Annotated in this window: 15 protein-coding genes and 1 other RNA gene; 12 read left to right on the top strand and 4 right to left on the bottom strand. The window is 38.4% G+C overall.

The window, feature by feature from the left end:
• The first annotated feature begins 28 nt into the window (after positions 1 to 28).
• From H6G06_RS12875 to H6G06_RS27415, 6 genes are all read left to right on the top strand, one after another.
• On the top strand, positions 29 to 1,684 hold the full coding sequence (locus H6G06_RS12875; protein ID WP_190560655.1) for an NYN domain-containing protein: 1,656 nt from the start codon (positions 29 to 31) through the stop codon (positions 1,682 to 1,684).
• Positions 1,685 to 1,913: 229 nt separating this feature from the next.
• Positions 1,914 to 2,304, top strand: a transfer-messenger RNA (tmRNA) gene (gene ssrA, locus H6G06_RS12870).
• A gap of 223 nt (positions 2,305 to 2,527) precedes the next feature.
• Positions 2,528 to 5,428: a HEAT repeat domain-containing protein gene (locus tag H6G06_RS12865; RefSeq protein WP_190560653.1), complete on the top strand. Its 2,901-nt coding sequence runs from the start codon at positions 2,528 to 2,530 to the stop codon at positions 5,426 to 5,428.
• A 402-nt stretch (positions 5,429 to 5,830) separates the two neighbouring features.
• Positions 5,831 to 7,549: a diflavin flavoprotein gene (locus H6G06_RS12860; protein WP_190560651.1), complete on the top strand. Its 1,719-nt coding sequence runs from the start codon at positions 5,831 to 5,833 to the stop codon at positions 7,547 to 7,549.
• A 497-nt stretch (positions 7,550 to 8,046) separates the two neighbouring features.
• The gene (locus H6G06_RS12855; protein ID WP_190560946.1) at positions 8,047 to 9,759 is read left to right on the top strand and encodes a diflavin flavoprotein; all 1,713 of its coding nucleotides are present in this window, start codon (positions 8,047 to 8,049) and stop codon (positions 9,757 to 9,759) included.
• A gap of 292 nt (positions 9,760 to 10,051) precedes the next feature.
• A complete protein-coding gene (locus tag H6G06_RS27415) occupies positions 10,052 to 10,213 on the top strand; it encodes a hypothetical protein (RefSeq protein ID WP_242039684.1) in 162 nt (53 codons plus the stop codon).
• 25 nt (positions 10,214 to 10,238) lie between these two features.
• On the opposite strand, the gene H6G06_RS12845 is transcribed toward H6G06_RS27415, so the two are convergent.
• The gene (locus H6G06_RS12845; RefSeq protein WP_190560649.1) at positions 10,239 to 10,451 is read right to left on the bottom strand and encodes a proteinase inhibitor I4 serpin; all 213 of its coding nucleotides are present in this window, start codon (positions 10,449 to 10,451) and stop codon (positions 10,239 to 10,241) included.
• A 261-nt stretch (positions 10,452 to 10,712) separates the two neighbouring features.
• Entirely contained in the window at positions 10,713 to 12,302 is a 1,590-nt protein-coding gene (locus H6G06_RS12840; protein ID WP_190560647.1) for a S8 family serine peptidase, read from the bottom strand.
• A gap of 186 nt (positions 12,303 to 12,488) precedes the next feature.
• Between H6G06_RS12840 and rpe the strand changes: the two genes are divergently transcribed.
• Positions 12,489 to 13,196: a ribulose-phosphate 3-epimerase gene (rpe, locus tag H6G06_RS12835; protein ID WP_190560645.1), complete on the top strand. Its 708-nt coding sequence runs from the start codon at positions 12,489 to 12,491 to the stop codon at positions 13,194 to 13,196.
• Positions 13,197 to 13,492: 296 nt separating this feature from the next.
• Here the strand turns inward: rpe and H6G06_RS12830 are convergent, their stop codons facing one another.
• Positions 13,493 to 13,891 (bottom strand): TIGR02588 family protein, encoded by a 399-nt coding sequence (locus H6G06_RS12830; protein ID WP_190560643.1) that lies wholly within the window; start codon positions 13,889 to 13,891, stop codon positions 13,493 to 13,495.
• A complete protein-coding gene (locus H6G06_RS12825) occupies positions 13,888 to 14,790 on the bottom strand; it encodes a TIGR02587 family membrane protein (RefSeq protein ID WP_190560641.1) in 903 nt (300 codons plus the stop codon). The genes H6G06_RS12830 and H6G06_RS12825 overlap by 4 nt, the downstream gene beginning before the upstream one ends.
• A 1,015-nt stretch (positions 14,791 to 15,805) precedes the next feature.
• Here H6G06_RS12825 and H6G06_RS12820 point away from each other — a divergent pair.
• The 5 genes from H6G06_RS12820 (at position 15,806) to H6G06_RS12805 (ending at position 19,609) form a co-directional block, all read left to right on the top strand.
• Entirely contained in the window at positions 15,806 to 15,997 is a 192-nt protein-coding gene (locus H6G06_RS12820; RefSeq protein ID WP_199306682.1) for a hypothetical protein, read from the top strand.
• An 84-nt stretch (positions 15,998 to 16,081) separates the two neighbouring features.
• Positions 16,082 to 16,330 carry a DUF1816 domain-containing protein gene (locus tag H6G06_RS12815; RefSeq protein WP_190560639.1) on the top strand — a complete coding sequence of 83 codons (249 nt, stop codon included), beginning with the start codon at positions 16,082 to 16,084 and terminating at the stop codon, positions 16,328 to 16,330.
• A 748-nt stretch (positions 16,331 to 17,078) separates the two neighbouring features.
• A complete protein-coding gene (locus H6G06_RS27410) occupies positions 17,079 to 18,008 on the top strand; it encodes an NACHT domain-containing protein (protein WP_242039683.1) in 930 nt (309 codons plus the stop codon).
• Between the two features lie 34 nt (positions 18,009 to 18,042).
• Positions 18,043 to 18,684, top strand: a complete 642-nt coding sequence (locus H6G06_RS27405) for an NACHT C-terminal helical domain 2-containing protein (protein WP_242039682.1) — start codon at positions 18,043 to 18,045, stop codon at positions 18,682 to 18,684.
• A 457-nt stretch (positions 18,685 to 19,141) separates the two neighbouring features.
• Entirely contained in the window at positions 19,142 to 19,609 is a 468-nt protein-coding gene (locus tag H6G06_RS12805) for a response regulator (RefSeq protein ID WP_190560637.1), read from the top strand.
• Positions 19,610 to 19,676: the final 67 nt, after the last annotated feature.

The following is a 19,676-nucleotide window of genomic DNA, read 5'->3' as shown; positions in this document are numbered from 1 at the left end:
CAGGATGCTTTACTGTACTGTGTAACTTATGTCAAATCATGAGCGATCGCTGACTACCTATGATTCTGCCCTGTTAAATAAAATAGCCTCTCAGGTCTGCCAAGCCATCATTACTATTCAACAACAGCAGCCAGAATTATTGCTGGAAAAGTACAGGAAAGTCCAGTGGCAACACATATCTAATCAATCTGCTTTGAGTGCTAAATTTACAGCATTACTCAGTCAAACTCGAACTTGGGAAGACCTAGTAAAAAAGCTGCAATTATACCTGAAAGCAATTCTAGTTCCCGAAGCTTTAAATTTACCAATCTTAGCCGAATTAATTGCCGAAATTCGCCAACACAATCCTGTGATATCTGAGTTAAATAGTTCATTAAATCCGGCATTGATTCCCCCTTTAGTGCCAGTAGGAATTGCTGTTTTACTTTTAGATGCTGAAAATTTACAACTTAACATCAACACAGAAAAATTTTTAGCAACCATTTGTAAATGTCCGATTCAAGTAAAAATTGCCTTTGCTAATTGGAGTAACCGGGGCAAGTTAGATATAGAATTACATGAACGTGGCTATGATTTAATTCATGTTCCCGCAGGTAGGGATAATGCTGACGGAAAAATGATTGCTTTCGGTGCATCAATTCATGAACTTTATCCCAATGCTAAAGAAGTTTTTGTTTGCTCATCAGATAAGGTAATGACTAATTTATGCAACAATTTACAGCAGCATGGGTTAACAGTATATCAAGTCAGCCAGCATGGAGAAAACATTAATATTTTCAATAACTCTACAGGTAAAAATACCATCCATAGCGTTAAACCATTACCAGAAATACCAACCCTTGAGCAATTTGTTCTGCAAGTCAAAAATTTAATTAAAGAACAGCAGAAGCTGACTGATACTTATTGGATTAAACTTTCTCAACTTTCTAAATTATATAAAATTAAATATGAGTTGAATATAAGCCATATTGTTGCCAAATATTTACCCGGTAAAAGGGCTAGGGATATATTTATTAACTATCCGGCAGATTTTGTAATTCATCAAATTGATGATGTTGGGGAATTATACATAACGCTTTTTGAACATGGTCTAGTTCAGCAAAAAGATAGTAACAAATCTGAAACACTCAACAGCATCACATCTAAGTCATTATCTACTATTACTTCCCAACTAGAATTAGAAGCAGCCCTAAAGAAAATTCTGGAAGAATTAATCAAAGAATCCAAGCATAGTAATTTTGATATTACCGTTTTAGCCAGTAAATTTAAGCAAAAATATGGTAAACCTATTACTGAGCAACTGAAAGAATTACAGATAGGTGGTACGTTCGTAAAGTTTTTGCAGTCTTGTAGTTATTTCCAAATTCAACTCAAAGATAATAAATGGGAAGTAAGTAAAATAGATTCTCGCATCCAGCCCTCTGTTTCATTCTCTGATATTAATTCCCTCTCTGATTTAGAACAAGCACTAAAGATGATTCTGATAGAGTTAACACAAGAATCTCACAACAGCTATGTTGATATTGGGATTTTAGGTATTAAATTTAATCAAAAATATGGTAAACCCATCACTAAGCAGATGAAAGATTTACAGATTAGTGGTAGTTTCGTCAAATTCTTGCAATCTTGCACTTCCTTACAGATCCAGCAAAAAGGCAATAAATACAAGGTATCGCCATCTTAGGGGACTGGAGACTGGGGACTGGAGACTGGGGACTTGGTAAGAATTTTACCAATGACTAATGACTAATGACTAATGACTAATGACCAATGACCAATGACTAATGACTAATGACTAATGACCAATGACTAATGACTAATGACTAATGACCAATGACCAATAACAATAAAATTTTTTCTGTTAGGCAACACATTTCCAAAACGGTATACTATAATAAAAATATAAAGCGCATGGGGCTTTAACGGTTTCGACAGGTTGGCGAAAGCTTCTCTGTGATTCAGGTCGAGAGCGAGTCTCCTCTCGGAAATCAAAGACTCGAAAAAAAAGTAAATGCGAACAATATCGTAAAATTTGCTCGTCGGGAAGCTCTAGTAGCTGCCTAAGAAACCTCTTTTAGGTTCGAGCGTCTTTAATTTGACTCCGTTAAGGATTAAAGACCTAACCCCAACGGATGCTTCAGTAAGCGTTCTCTGGTTGGCTTGCTGACTAAGATTAAATCAGAGCATCCTACGTTCGGGATAATGAACGATTCCCGCCTTGAGGGTCAGAAAGGCTAAACCTGTGAATGAGCGGTGGGTTAATACCCAATTTGGACATGGGTTCAACTCCCATAAGCTCCATTTTAAATGATTAACAAGTCCACTTACACTTTGATGTGTGGGTGGATTTTGTTTATTATGGGTGAATCAACAGTTAAGCTAAAACTCATCTAATTTAAAGATGAGGGCGGGCAGGGATGCCCACCCCACAAGAGTTAGACTTGTTTAAGTTATACAGTTTAAATGCGGAACAGCTTATTTTATCGAGTAACATAGAAAACAGCGCCTACCTTTCTCTCGTTGATGTATGGGCATTGATTTTCAAAGATATCTGGAATCTATTTGCAGGAAGTATCAACAGTGGTGGAGCCTAGTAGATAAACTAACAAATACCGTAGCTTTACAAAAAGCTGATGGGGAAGAATTATCCTCACTGTTTGATTTTGGCTTGATGGCGCAGATAATTGAGCCAAAACAACGACAAAATGAAATTTCTGAAAAAACAGAACGTCTCTCAGTTTTGGAGGGATTGCGTAAGTATGCTGCCAACGAATCTGTGTTGTTGATAGGTCGTCCAGGTGCGGGTAAATCGACGACTTTAGCGCGGTTGTTGGTGGAATCAGCTAAAGAAGCACTTCAAAATCAGCAAAGCCAGATTCCGGTGTTGGTGGAGTTGCGATATTACAAAGATTATTACAAAACTTCAGTCCTGGATTTAGTGCAAGCTTTTCTGAAACGACACAAGTTACGTTTGGATATTTCTACATTAGAAGATTTATTATTCGAGGGGCAATTTTTGTTGTTAATGGATGGCATTAATGAATTACCTGACGATAATGCTCGGACAAATATCAAACTTTTCTGTCGGGATAACTCTCATACACCGATGATATTCACCACAAGAGATGGTGGTGATGATTTAGGGATTAGAAAGAAATTAGAAATGCAACCCCTCTCCGATATTGAGGTGCAGAGATTTATTGATGATTGTATGCCAGGGCAGACTAGAGAAATTTTACAACAATTACGCGATCGCTTGCGGGAGTTGGGACAAACGCCGCTAGTAATGTGGATGCTCTATTTCATATTTCAGAAAACGCAAGATGTACCTTTAAGTAGCGGAGCGGCATTGCGGGAGTTTACCCAGTTGTATGAACGTAAGTCTAAAGATGATGTCCCAGTTACCGAAAAGTCCCGTCGCTGGTGGTCTGGTTTATTGGCACATCTGGCTTTTGAAATGATGCAAGCTGATAAACCTACAGATTTTCGTTTGAGTATTTCTGAAAAAGAAGCAGAAAAAAATTTTGGAGAATTTCTACAAGGTAAGGACGAGTTACCAGCAAGTTTAGCGAAGATTTGTCTAAAAGATTTGCTAAAGCACCACTTAATTCAACGCAATCCTCAAAATGACGAAATTGAATTTTGTCATCAATTACTTCAGGAATATTACGCCGCAGAAAGTCTGCTGCAACGACTTGACCAAATTAGTCCTGAGCAGTTGAAATATTATTATCTGAATTATTTGAAGTGGACAGAACCTTTATCATTAATGTTGGCATTGCCTGAAGTAACACAAAAGAAGGCAGTCGAAATAGTGAGTTTAGCTTTAAATGTAGATTTAAATTTAGGAGCAAAGTTGGCAGGATCAGTGAAAACAAAAGTTCAGGAAGAAACTGTTGGTCTGATTGCTGAACGAACAGAGATTCATCAAAGATTAAAACTTTGGTTACTAGGTATAACCCGCTCAAATTATGCAATTTCCATTCTATCTAAATCTTTAGAAAATAAAGATGATGGTATTCGTTATTTTGCTAACCAAGCACTAGGTAAAATTGGTAGTGAAGCAACTATTACTTTTTTGAGTAAAGCTTTAGAAGATGAAAATTCTTACATTCGTTTTGATGCCTGGGATAGTTTAGATAACATAGGAACTGAAGCAATAATACCCTCGGTTAAACAAGCGTTAAAAAATCAGGATTGGCTCATTTCGTGGGAAGCTATTCACCGTCTGGGAAATATGCTTCGTGAAGCGGCTATTCCAGATTTAATAGAAGCTCTAGCTAGACAAGATCCGGCTCATGGTTTAGCTATACAAATGCTGGGACATATTTGCGGTAAAAATAATATTTCCGAACTCATTCAATATTTAGAAAATAAAGGTTTTCAAATCAACAAGTCGGTTATTGTTGCTATTAAAAGTTTACCTGAATTTTATTGTTCAATTTTATCTCCTCCCAAAAAAAGATTGCTAGGACGGTTAGGCTACAGTTCTCCATATTCTTTTCAAATAGATAAAATGTGTGACGAGCCAACAGTCTTTGAATTGTGTCAAAATTTGGAAAATGAAGACCCAGACATTCGTAAAGTTGCGGTCTATTTATTGGGTAAACTTGGCAATGAAGAAGCTATCAATGCTCTTTTAAAAGCTCTAGAAAGCGAATATTGGAGAGTACGATTTGATAGTGTGCATTGGTTAGGTAAAATTGCAAGCCACAATCACAATGAAATTATATTTACCTGCCTCTTAAAAGCTATAAATGATGAAAATGGTGACGTTGCAGGATGTGCTGCATCTGTATTAGCTACAAGTGCTATTCCTGAATTGCTACCTGACCTATCGGAGATGCTATTAAAGTTTGAAAATAGTTTCTCCGGCATCCTTGAAGTAATATTAGCAATTCAAGGGCGTTGTAAGTATTATAATTATATAATCGCAACTTCTCCGCCACCTGAAAAGGAGAATAATACTGATCCATTAACTAATCAGTTAACTAATTCTATAAACACACTCGCTCAAAATATCAAAACTATGTCAGAACAACCTAAAGTATCAATGAATTTTCACGCACCTATTACTGGTAGCAGTGTTGCAGGAAATGTTGAAGGCGATAGCATTGGTACTCAAAACAATTATCCATCAGCACAAAATATTGCTGAAGTAGAAACAGTAATTCAAAAATTGCTTGAACAAATAGAACAAAATAAACCAACACCAATCGAAGCTGAGTTAATTGTTAATCAAGCCGTTGATAATTATCCTGTACTTAAAGATAAACAAGTGATTGAACAAGCGATAAAAAATTATCCAAATCTAAAAATACGTTTACGTAGAGTTGCAACAGCAGTTGGTATTGAAACAGTAAAGGTGATATTTGCTCCTGCTGGTATTTTAATTGAAGGCGTTAAAGCTTGGACTCAACATGAATAGAATTTAATTAATGATTTCCGAACTAACTGTAAAAATGTCAAAATAGAATCCCAACTCCAATCCCATACTCGCAAGCCAGGAGGGGGCTATGATACATATCATTTGATTAGGAAATACTATATCGATCATTTTTTTTTGACGAATTATTTGTCAAGAAATGCAAGGATATGTATAATGATTTGGGGATTTTAAATTATGCCAATAAAAATAAATATTTAAGTTGTATTGCCTTTGACATAATTTAAAATTAGTGTATTTTCCTAGTTAGAAAATATGCTAAAAAACTGCATTAATTAATACAAGTTTAATTTATCGAAATATATTCTTGATTACAACTTTAAAAAGAATTTAGGAAGAAAATGGTGGGGAGAAGAGAATATTATTTGGACTCGGAGACGAATCATGGTAGCGATCTCAGAGAAAGTTGAACCAAGGTTAACTATACAAACTGTAGAAATTGCCCCTAATACGACAGCGATTCGCTCTCTTGATTGGGATCGAGATCGTTTTGATATTGAATTTGGATTGCAAAACGGTACAACCTATAATTCATATTTAATTAGGGGTGAACAAACTGTTTTGATTGATACTTCTCACCAGAAGTTCCGTCAATTGTATTTAGACACCCTCAAAGGACTTGTTAACCCCAAGACAATTGATTATATAATTGTTAGTCACACAGAGCCAGATCATAGTGGTTTGGTAGAAGACGTATTACAGTTAGCACCGAGAGCAACTGTTTTAGCTTCCAAAGTAGCACTGCAATTTTTGGAAGGTTTGGTACATGATCCTTTTTCCAAGCGAATTGTCAAAAGTGGCGATCGCATCGATATTGGTAAAGGACATGAAATAGAATTCGTCAGTGCGCCAAATTTACACTGGCCTGATACCATCTTCAGTTTTGATCGCAAAACCCAAATCCTTTACACTTGTGATGCGTTTGGAATGCACTTTTGTGATAGTCGCACCTTTGACGAAGATTTAGAAGCAATTGAAGCTGATTTTCGATTTTATTATGATTGCTTAATGGGTCCCAATGCTCGTTCTTTATTGAATGCAATGAAGAGAATGGGTGATTTAGGCAAAATTCAAATAATTGCTAACGGACACGGACCATTACTATACCATCACCTTGATGTTTTAACCGAATGCTACAAAACTTGGAGCCAAAGACAAGCTACAGCAGAAACTGTGGTTGGTTTGTTCTATGTTTCCGGTTATGGTCATAGCGATCGCTTGGCTCATGCAATTGGTGACGGTCTCCAAAAAGCTGGTGTAGGAGTAGAAGTAATTGATCTCCACACAGCAGAATTGCAAGAAATTCAAGAACTAGCAGGTAGAGCATCCGGTTTAATTATTGGAATGCCACCTACTTCTTCTATTGTTGCACAAGCCGGAATTAGTTCTTTATTATCTGTCGCCAAAAATAAGCAAGTAGTAGGACTATTTGAGTCCTATGGTGGTGATGATGAACCCATTGATACCCTACGACGCAAGTTTATTGACTTAGGGATTAAAGAAGCATTCCCAGCAATTCGGATTAAAGAAGTTCCTGGTGAATCAACTTATAAAAGTTGTGAAGAAGCTGGTACAGATTTGGGACAATTGGTGATGCGAGAACGCAACATCAAACAAATCAAATCCCTCGACGTGAACATGGAAAAAGCGTTAGGGAGAATTAGCAGTGGATTGTACATTGTTACTGCTAAAAAAGGAGATGTTAGCGGTGCAATGATAGCTTCTTGGGTAACACAAGCTAGTTTACAGCCTTTAGGATTCACAATTGCTGTAGCTAAAGATCGAGCGATTGATAGCTTACTGCAAATAGGCGATCGCTTTGTTCTCAATGTTCTGGAAGAAGGAAACTATCAAGACCTGAAAAAACACTTCCTCAAACGTTTACATCCGGGTGCGGATAGATTTGCAGGAGTAAAAACCCAAACCGCCAAAAACGGTTCACCAATTTTAACCGATGCACTCGCATACATGGAATGTGAAGTAGTCACCAGCATGGAATGTAGCGACCACTGGATTTTATACTGCACAGTCGAAGATGGACGAGTTTCCAAACCTGAAGCAGTGACAGCAGTACGTCATCGCAAAGTAGGGAACTACTATTAATTGGGGATTGGGGACTAGGGATTGGGGACTGGGGATCTCACAGGGGTAGGTTTTTAATATTAACTGTGAAGGCAGGACTAGGAAGACAAGGATGGAAGGTAGACAAGGAAGATTTGATACGCACAATGGTATTTTGACGGACTGTTCTTGTTACCAAGAGAATTTGATTTGGTACGGTTTTCCTCCCTTATCCACTGTCCTTCCTTGTCATCCAAGTCTTGCCCTCACGACAATGTAAAATACCTACCCTTGTGAGGGACTGGGGATTGGGGATTGGGGACTGGGAATAGGTGATAGATAATTCTCCCTATTACCCATTACCAATTACGCATTACCCCCCATTACCAATTACCCCTTTTTTAATTTTGAATTGCAATGCACAGATATTTGCTGGCGAATATTTCATAATTTATATGCAACCCCCAGATTCTTTTTCTAACGCCTTGGCATCGGCTAAAAACTGGTTTTTTCAAGTTTTTTCTCCACAACAAACAGCTATGAGCGATTCCAAACCACGCGACGTACAAATTCTACCGATTGCTACAAATACAAAAGTTCTCAGAGCGAGAAGTTGGTCACGTCTACGGTTTGAAATTGAATATGCACTTTGCCGAGGTACTACCTCCAATTGCTATTTAATAGAAGCCGATAAAACTGCATTGATTGATCCTCCGGGGGAAAGCTTCACAAATATTTATTTGGAAGCATTACAAAATAGCGTCAATTTCCGCAAGTTGGATTATGTGATTTTGGGTCATTTTAGCCCTAACCGCATACCAACTTTAAAAGCACTTTTAGAACTTGCACCACAAATTACTTTTGTATGTTCTCTTCCTGGTGCTGCTAATTTGCGAGCGGCTTTTCTCGACCAAGATATCAAAGTTTTGACAATGCGGGGGAAAGAAACCTTAGATTTGGGTAAGGGTCATGTTTTGAAATTCTTACCTATTCCAAGTCCCCGTTGGCCAGAAGCACTTTGCACCTACGACCAGCAAACCCAAATTCTCTACACAGATAAGTTATTTGGGGTGCATATCTGCGGTGATGAAGTCTTTGATGATAACGTGGAAACTTTCAAAGAAGACCAACGTTACTACTTTAATTGCCTGATGGCTCCCCATGCAACTCATGTAGAAGCTGCTTTAGAGAAAATCTCTGATTTGCAGGTGAGGATGTATGCTGTTGGTCATGGTCCATTGGTACGGACTGGCTTAATTGAACTAACGAAAGCTTATGGTGAATGGTGTCATTCCCACAAGAATCGGGAAATATCTGTGGCGTTACTTTATGCCTCAGCCTATGGCAACACAGCAACTTTAGCACAGGCGATGGCTTTGGGATTGACCAAAGGTGGAGTTGCGGTTAAATCTATAAATTGCGAATTTGCACCCCCAGACGAAATTCGTCATACCGTAGAACAAGCGGATGCGTTTATTATTGGTACTCCTACCATCGGTGGTCATGCACCTACACCTATTCACACTGCTTTAGGTATTGTCCTGGCAATCGGTGACAATAGTAAATTAGCCGGGGTGTTTGGTTCCTATGGTTGGAGTGGTGAAGCATTAGACCTGGTAGAATGTAAACTGCGGGATGCTGGATATCGGTTTGGTTTTGACACGCTGAAAGTCAAGTTTAAACCAGATGAAGTGACTCTGAAAATGTCGGAAGAAATCGGTACAGACTTTGCTCAAAGTTTGAAGAAAGCAAAGAAAATCCGTGTACCCCAACAAGCTGCTACTCCTGTAGAACAAGCTGTAGGTAGAATTATTGGTTCTGTGTGTGTGATCGCAGCTAAACAAGGAGAAGTTTCTACAGGAATGCTAGGGGCTTGGGTGTCTCAGGCTACTTTTAATCCACCAGGAATTACAGTGGCGATCGCTAAGGAACGAGCAGTTGAATCATTAATGTATCCTGGTGGTAAGTTTGTCCTGAATATTCTCCCTGAAGGGGTTCATGTAGACTACATGAGACATTTCCGCAAGAATTTCGCCCCTGGAGAAGATCGGTTTGCTAACTTCCAGACTGTAGAAGCAGACAACGGTTGCACAGTCCTCACCGATGCTTGTGCATATTTAGAATGTTCCGTTAACCAACGTCTAGAATGTGGCGATCATTGGGTGATATACGCAACCATTGATAACGGCAAATTACTCAAACCTGATGCAGTGACTGCTATCAACCACCGCAAGACGGGTTCACATTATTAGCAGGAGATCAACGAGTTAGGAGGTAGAAGAAAGAAAAATAGACATCTCGTTGATCTCGTTCCTAGTCTCAGACTGGGAATGCTATGAAGAGGCTCTGCCTCTGATTTAATAGAAGGCAGAGCCTTCTAAAATTCATTCCCATACAGAGTATGGGAACGAGAAATGTCCGGCGCTGCTACAGAAGCTGGTAGTAATAATTGCTTTGTCAAATTTGGCGCTGTGCGTTCTGGGAATGATGCACAAAAACGTTTTGACCAGTTGTTAGACTTGTGTGAAGGTTTAACTGTAGCGGATGTCTCGCTTGGTTGCGGGAGTAAATACCAGTCGAGAAGCCGCTTATTTGCAGATGCAAACCCGTGGTTTTCGTAGTCAAAGCATCGGTGTAGCCATGCACAGACCTAATCAACCAGGATACAATCGTAGGGATGTGTTTGTGTTGGATGATTGGCGTTAGTACAAGCAGCCAGAAGTAACAAACATCAGAAGTAGCCATTATCCTTGGTAAATTCCGACTCAGTGCCAGGTAGACGAGATTTGGTGATTAATGCTGTATTGTGATCAATTTGGGAACATCCAAGTACACTCAACATCACAATACTAGCTGCGGCTAAAACGTAGCGTCTACCTAAACTCACTCCGTACCGTCTTTGTAAGAAATTTTCTTGCACAGCACTAAACTTGTGTCGGTTCATCTACTACCTCATTTGTTGTTTCAGCTTTCTATTAAGTTAGACGCTAATGATGTGTCAGGTGTTCACTATCTCATATACCGCACATAAACAGCTAATGGTTACAGTTTTGGTAACAGACATAGATCCCCGACTTCTTTTTTGAATTTGTGAATAAATTATGAATTGTTGCTAGAAGTCGGGGATCTGGACAATCACATCCCCGACTTCTTTTTTGAATTTGTAAATTAATTATAAATTGTTGCTAGAAATCCGGGCTATCTCCTAATTGACAGGAACAGTCCACCAAGCTAAGGAGTATGCTTGAGTTGGTTCATTGACTTGTTGTTTAAAATGGACGCGAATTTTATAATTCCCAGTAGCAGGAACGGGACAAAAAATATGTTCTACATTATCAATTTCACTCACAGAAGCACAAGCAGCAATTTCAGTTTTTGGACTGTCTGCTTTGACTAGATAAAGGTCAAGGTTATTTAAACCTTTATTTTGGAAAGGTTCATTTATATCATATTGGTGATTTTTATTTTTATCATCTAATTCCACTAATCTATCCCAAGTTAAGGTAAGAGCTATAAAACTGTTTTGTTTTAAGGGTTTTGCTAAACTATATTCTCTGAAAGAATTAGCATTAATTGTGTTATAATCCCAACCAACTGATGGAACTGGTGCGGAAGGTTGCCATTGACCCGGCATAAATTGTTGATAAGCACGAAAAGCATTTAAATGACCAGTTCCCATTTGATCATCAAGGGGAATTTTCGTGTTTTTGTAAGCATCAGAAGCAAACCAATCTCGATTTTGTTTATCAACTAAAGTCTTGGTCATTCCCAACCACAAACCATCACCTCTATCTTGAATTTTCTCGGCTGAATTTAATAATACAGCTTTCATAACCTGATGATTTCGAGCATCAATAGTCCAATTTGGTTGTTTAATTCTTAACTGTCGGTCAGCAAATTCTTGTAATAAAGCTACGGTAGCGGTAACGTGAGGTGCGGCAAAACTCGAACCTGTAGATTTATTCAATTTACCATCAGGGTTAAGTACATGAATATTACTACCAGGAGCAACTAAACTAATTGATCTGCGTCCACCAATATTAAATTCTTTACCAACAAGGCGATCGCCCACTCCTTGATTATTACCTGCTAGATTAGAAACATGAAGTTTATTAAAAATCTCCTCTCTTGGGGATGAAAAAGCGACGTTAATTGCGTTAAAATTATCTGTAGGAATGGGAATCCCGCCTTTGCCTTGGTTGCCAGCGATCGCATACACGACATTATGAACCCGACTCGACCAGTCAATACACAAAGTCAGTAAAGCTTGACCATCTAAAACAGCTTCTGGTCTGGGGTCACGGTTCAAAGGTTCACCAAAACTAAAGTTAATAGCGCGAACATCACCACTGTTTTGTAATGCTATATGTTGTGCTGATAAACACTCTTCTGCTTGACCCATATTTTTTGTAGCACCGACAGCAGAAGAATATAGTCTTGCTTCTGGTGCAACTCCCGGCCAAGCTTTGTCTTTACTGACCATCACCGCAGCCACATTATAAGCATGGGGATCAACGCCAGTATTTGACTTAGCTGGTACTGTGCGTAAAAAAACGGCAACGGGAGAAATAGCGCGATTTTTAGACACGGCTTTATCTAAGCCAAACATACCAGGACGACCAATTTCTACCTGACCGATGGCAATTTTGCGGCCAGTTAAATTGTAAGGAGGTTGATGTAATTTCAGCACATCAATACCACCGCTTCCTAGAGAACTGCCAAACTTTACAGATGCCAATACTGGCACAGTTAAACAGGAAATACCCAAACCGCAAATTATCCAGATTTTGTTCATAGTCAATTATCAGGGAACAGGGAACAGGGAACAGGGAACAGGTGACAGTTAAGAGGTAATAGGGAATAGAGAATAATTAGTTACCAATCACCAATCACCAGTCCCCAATCACAAATCACTAATTTCCAAAAAGTCCATATTTTGTTACAATGCTTACAGACGAGGACGCTTAAGAACCCACTAGCCATGACCCAAAACCCATCTAAAAAGCCTATAGTTATCTCTCCATCTATCCTATCAGCGGATTTTAGTCGTCTGGGTGACGATATTCGCGCTGTGGACAAAGCGGGAGCAGATTGGATTCACGTTGATGTAATGGACGGACGCTTTGTACCTAATATTACAATAGGTCCTCTGGTTGTGGAGGCGATTCGTCCGATTACAACCAAACCGCTGGATGTCCACTTGATGATCGTGGAACCAGAAAAGTATGTAGAAGGTTTTGCTAAGGCTGGTGCTGATATAATTTCTGTACACGCTGAACATAACGCTTCACCTCACCTACACCGGACTTTGGGACAAATCAGAGAACTCGGTAAACAAGCTGGAGTTGTACTGAACCCCGGTACACCTTTAGAATTAATTGAATATGTACTGGAACTGTGTGATTTAGTGCTGATTATGAGCGTTAACCCCGGTTTCGGTGGACAAAGCTTTATTCCTAGTGTGGTTCCCAAAATTCGTAAACTGCGTCAAATGTGTGATGAACGCGGTTTAGATCCTTGGATTGAAGTTGATGGGGGACTCAAAGCTAATAACACTTGGCAAGTTTTGGAAGCAGGAGCTAATGCTATTGTAGCGGGTTCTGCTGTGTTTAATGCTCCTGATTATGCTGAAGCGATTAACAATATCCGTAACAGTAAGCGTCCCGCACCAGAATTAGCTGCTGTTTAAGCTAGAAAGAATAATTAGTCACCTGTTACACATTGAACTTGCATTATTTCAGAAGTGGTATCTTTAGCTGACTTGGATCACTTCTGAACATGAGAATGGTTCAGCTAACGAAATCAAAAAAATAAAGGGCGCTAACTCAAGCGAGCGCCCTTGTTTATTTTCCGCATTCAACTCAGGAAACTATAGCCCGCATTCTGCACTTCATTTTGTAATATATAAAGAGAAGTTAAGAGTTGCTTGAGTTATATCAAGTCCGGTTGATTAGTTATGATTACCTCATCTGTGCAGAAATTGGATTATGGCAACTTATAGCTAGCAACCCGCACAGTTAATTGCCCCTGACGCGGATTTTGGCTAAATATAAATGCTCCTTCTTCCTTTTCACCATCAGACAAAAAATCAATCTGTTGCTCTCCTGTTTCAACAACTTTATCAGCAATTTGTAACTCAGCAATAATTTGCACTGATTCAGCAGTTTCACCACCAGTATTAACTATTTCAAAGGGAACATAAAATTTCCCATCAATTTCGCGAATCATTTGTTTTTTAGTAACTGATAAAATGGGAGGTTTGTCTTCCTCATTCATCCAAATGTAACCGACTAAGCTAATAATAATTGCCAGGATAAATAAAGCTATACTAAATGTTACCCACTCAGCTAAAGAAAGTTTTGGTTGGGGTTCTGTTTGCATCATATTGCTAACCTACCCGCTGCACCACCAATAGTTGCAGGTAATCCCAAGACTAAGGTATGTTCTAACCACATCCTCCAAGGGTCTGCAAGAGTTATCTTCTGAAAAAATAACAGCATCACTGCACTTGCTAGTAAAGATACTAAATAAGAAATAGTCGTTTCACTTAATGGCCTCTGAAAAATCCCTTTTTGCTGTCTGCGTTTTTGTTGGTCTGAAAAACCAGCTTGAAAGACAATTGCGTAGGAAATCACTAAAGATGCAGCCATTAGCGCCAATAACCAAGGGGGTGAAATAGCAGATGCTAACATAGGAACTTCATCGGTTGGTGCAATATTAAAACCAATCACAATTGCACCAATGAGAGTGGCACCTAAATCAGCCAATGTGCCGTGCAAACCATTTTGCTTATGTTTGCTGATACCATTACCTTTATGAGTAATTGATGTTGAATTATTTTGATTACTTTCTTGGAGAAACTGGTTGGCTAATGCCACCCCTAGCGTAAATGGTACACCTTCAAATACAACTTTACCCAGGTTTTCTTTCAAGGAAGTTTCTGGCGTAATTTCTTGCAATAACCACAACATAAATGCAGAACAAACAAATCCAATTGCCATTGCCTCTACAGTATCTATCGCTGCTTCATCAACTCGCCAGTTATTTCTGCGTTTGCGAAAACCCTCTGTATAATTGAGCAAAAAAACTACAATAAACATTAAAGCAATCGCTATAAAAATCAATCTTGGTTTTGCTAGAGAGCCAATCCACCATACTTCCATAGTATATATTAGTGGAATACCAAATAAAAAACCTCCACAAGTGCCACGCACAATATCATTTATTTCTCGTGTCCAAGTATTTTGATAATCTTTTTTAATCACTAAGAATATGTACCTCATTATTGAATTTTCATATTTTAATCTATGATAAATGTCTCATGAAATATATATTTTCAACATCTATCCTACGTTATTTTATAAATATACTGTTATATATTTCCTGCGGTAGACACACAAGAAATTGCTTTTTGGTAAGTAACTTGGCACAATTAAATATAAAACCTCTCTCCAAACCTCTCCCCTGGTAGGGGAGAGGCTTTGACTCCCCCTTCCCTAGTAGGGAAGGGGGCTGGGGGGTTAGGTTTATATTATATTTTTTAACGCCCACTTACTTAAGCTAGAGTAGATTTATAAAGTAACAGCAGTTTACCAATCGCCTGCCTATCTTGGTTTAGGTGGGATAATGCCGCACTGCAATAGCCGATTTCTCTATTAGACATCTCCGGTAATTAAATGTGCGTGGTTTGAAACCCTTGTAGAGACGTTCCGGCGGAACGTCTCTAGCATATTTCCGGAGAGGTCTATTCAACCTGAGTTTGTTGAAAGCGGGTCATCAAGAAGTCCTTATCGTAACTTTCGGAATCAATCCTCATTTCACCCCTAAACCAAAACTTTTTCCCAAAGAACGCTTCCTTGTCCTCCAAAAATGCGTTCTACATCCGGGTCTTTGTAAAAAGCCATTTCCACAAAATCACAGTTGCGGTCAATTCGTTATCGCCCAAAAATTCATCCCACACTCCTAAAAGTGAGATGTGGGGCTTCTTTTTGTTTAAGCCAACCTATTCTCATCCAGTCCTCGTTCCTTCAAGTGCTTGAAAAAATTATTTATGCAAACACTACCCTTGTAAATTATTGTAACTATTTCAAGATTTTGAGAAGATATTATACAACTTATACGCTAATTAACAGCTTCTTAAACATCATTTCTAACACTAAAACGTCATACTAATAAGTAGTAAATGATGACCAGTTTATAATTGAGTTATCCAATCTCTCAGTAATCTGAGAGTTTGCAGTCAAATCAATACCTTTTTTCGGTTCTAGCTAAATCTATTTAACAATTAAGGCGTTAAAAATGAAACATTTATTAGCGATGCCGACTAATTTTGTTACTGGTGATAGCCACGATTATCTATCTATACAAATCCATCAATTTATGGAGGATAAATATACTTGTCTTTGCTGTTCCGATACTTTACTGCGTCATGTTTGTTCAAGAGGAGTTTACTGGCGTTGTAGCTCTTGCTATCAGGAAATGCCCGTTTAGAAACCGACACTAAGAAAAATGAGAATATTTTTTCTGAAGCAAATACTATCTTTAATCCAGTTTAATTAATCACAGGGATCTCTCATGAATTTATTTCCATCTCAAGAGTCAGGGGTAGCTTGGTGGGTAGAAATTAACACTGCTGTTCCGCACTGTACTTATTATTTTGGTCCTTTTGATAGTGAAAAAGAGGCACAACTTTATAGAACTGGCTATGTTGAAGACTTGTATTCCGAAGAAGCTAGAGGTATTGTTGCGCTGGTCAAGCAATGTCAGCCTGATGTCCTCACGATTTTTCACGAAGAAGCAAAAGTCAAAATATTTAGTTTTTGAAGCCAGTATTGTAGATATTTCGCTAAAACAGGACTTACGCAAAACAGAGCGGAAATAGGGGTAATTCATGTAGCTTGCTTGCCCGTTGCGGTATTACCCCTACGCAAGAATCAGGTTTTGAGTTCAATCTTGCGTAAGTCCTATATAAAGATAGATTTGGCGGATTTAAATTAGTGGAGAATCTGGATCAAGATCACCCGCTAATTGATTCTGACTACTGAATTTTCAATTTTTATTCAATCAGAAATTTTTCTGGTTAGTTTATTCTCCCAGAACCCCTTGAACTATAAACTAATTTATTATTTTGAATAATGTGATATATTTTGTGCCTTGACAATAAACTCATTTTTTTTATAAAAATTGGAATCAATAAGCACAAGTTTGTTGGTGGAAAATTCGCCAATTTTTGTATCAAATGTTTTGTAATGAATGCAGAAGATATATGTAGTTGACATCTATTAATACAACTATAATTTCTGATTAAGTAAGTATTCATAATTAGGCTTGTAGTTGTTTTTTTTAATAATTACATATCAATGTTTGAGTTCAAGTCTTACCAAAGCTTGATATGTATAATATGAGTGCATAGTGTTTGATTTTGTCACAAAACTTTAAATAATTGAGGAGATATTATTGAATTTTGTATAAGATTCATAGGGTAGGATGGTGATAGCACAGAAAAAACTGCAATAGTGAAAATTTTTATTAAAAATTAGATTGAAAAATTTGAAGGTCAGGTTTTTTTCCTATGGTTAAGCGATCGCTCCAGGCATCATCCATTGGGATTCAACAGGCTAAAAAAGCGTTTGCCCGCAAGGGTTGGACTCAAGAAAATCTAGCTTTTGAAGTCAACTTAAAAACTCGACAACCCATTTGGCGATTTTTTAGTGGAAAACCTGTTGAACGTCATACCTTTATGGAAATTTGTTCTGTATTGGAACTAGATTGGCAAGAGATTACTGTTGAACCCCCAGCAGAATTTATTGACCGAGAAGAATTTACCCAGCCCTCTGTCCCGGATATTGATAAATTAGTGCAACAAGTGCGATCGCAACGTTTTGACAAAATTCAAGACCAGTGCGGCATCTTGCAATTATTGGACATCAGTCGTCCTGTTGCCATCAATGACATATATATAGATCTGAATATTTTGGAGGAAATTGCCAGTCAACAGTATTTAGACATCACTGAACTGCAAAACCTTGATCCAAAGGAATTTGACCGTTTTGGCTTAGGTGAGAGTAACCAGAGACAGATATCTGGTATGCAGGCAGTTGAAACATACTCCAAGCTCAGAGTATTAGGAAAACCAGGAGTAGGTAAAACCACCTTTTTGCAACATCTCGCTATTCAGTGTAACCAAGGTGCATTTGCAGCGAATCAAGTGCCAATCTTCATCACACTGAGAAATTTTGCTGAAGAATCTAAAGTCACCAACGAATTCAGCCTATTAAATTATATCCGTCAGGAGTTTCTCACATCTGGAATTTCCGATCCCTCCGTTATAGAAACATTGCTGAGGGAAGGTAGAGTCTTACTCCTGCTTGATGGCATGGATGAAGTTCTTAACCAACAAAGCATTAGTGTCTTAAGCGAAATTCGCAGATTTTCAGAAAAATATCACAAAAATCATTTGGTAGCCACCACACTGGCGCGAAATCTTCTTGTTGACAGTTAGTATGCTCCGGAGTGCAGACTCCCTAGTGCAGTTAATGAAGCAAAAAATTGATGCTCTGGTTGCCAAAGATCCTTATTTACAAGAGTTTTTGACCTGGGCTAGCCAAAAATCTAGCTCTATTACCACCCAACCAAAAGATGCAGCCGTTCGGGCATTTTACCTGGCTTTAAGTCGGAATCCGCGCATAGCTCCTCACTTTTCTTTAGCCACTAGTCTTGACCAGGGGATGTTTCTCGATGCGGCTTTAGATAATCTGCTGGTGGAGTCTGCAATTGCTGAGAGCCAAGACTTTGCCCACTTTCACGTTTGTGCAGATGCTCTCTCGAATATTCTGGGGATTGTTCTGGATCTTGGACTCTATAAATCCTTGCAACAACTCTCACAAGAATTGCCCAATTATAGTCAAAATCAAGAACGGTTTCGGTTATGGTTTGAAACAAGCTATTCTACCTGGGCTGAACAGTTGAGGATGACGGTGACGAACTACCGCAATATTAATCATCAGTGGCAGTTTAGTCCTGAACAAGAGCAAATGCTACAACGCTACTATGATGCCAATCAATTATTACTTGATTGTCTGCATAGCAATTGTGAAGTAACGCCTGCTATCAGGCAGGAAATTGAAGCTACCTTATTGTTGCCTCAAAAGGAACTGGAAGACAGAGAATGGCAATAACTGTATTTTCAAAATAATCTTGAATAAGTTTTATGTTGTAATTAATCAATTCATTCACAAAATCAAACAACACGAAATCATACTACAGGAGCAGAAAGTTTTATTTGAACCTTGCAGATAATTCTCTCCGGTTTTGATTCGACTAACTGGTTATTTAGGGCTTGCTGAATAAATTGGAAAACTTTACAGGTAAAACGTTTGAGGCATTTTGACTTTCCAAAAGTGCAAGATTTTATGGCGTGGGAACTTGAAAACCTTGCATTTCAGTTTGATTCCCAGTAAAAATTGCTCCCATCCAACTCTTGACACTGTTCCCTGTTAAGAGTTCCCTGTCTCCACGACAAGACTTTTATGGCTTACGCCACGCTACGCTATCAGGAAACCCTATTTAGCAGCCTTGTAGTTACGATTTTTTCAAGCCCGCTTTGCACTTGAAATCCTTATTTTAGGTTTTGTTATGAATTTAAGCGTTGCCTCTCCTGCCAAAGTTGGGATACTCAAAGATTTACAAATACTCGTTGTAGACAACGATGTTGATAGTGGAGTGCTATATAGCATTTTTTTAACGAATTTTGGTGCAACTGTAAAGACATCTAGCTCTATCAAGGAAGCTTTAGAAATCCTGCATTGGTTTGTTCCCCACATCATCATTTGTGAAATTAGGTTCTTAGGTGAAAGTGTTTACAAATTGTTCAATAAATTAAGTGTTATGGAAGGAGACAATAGGAATTATATTCCAGTTATTGTCACTTCAACCGCCAGCACAGGTATCATTAGTGAGATTCCAGCGATAGAGCTTGAAAGATATTTACTTAAACCAGTTGACCTTGACAAATTGATTTTAATGATTACTAAGTTATTCTGGACTGGCGAACATAATTTATCAGATTGCGGACTCAAACAGAAATGTAGTCATCAGATATAAATAAAAGATATCTCAGTAATAAAAATGGCTGTTTCATTAAATATAGGACTTACGCAAGATTGAACTC

The organism is Anabaena sphaerica FACHB-251 (genome assembly GCF_014696825.1).
Classification (GTDB): domain Bacteria; phylum Cyanobacteriota; class Cyanobacteriia; order Cyanobacteriales; family Nostocaceae; genus RDYJ01.
This window is presented reverse-complemented; position numbering and strand designations above follow the sequence as displayed.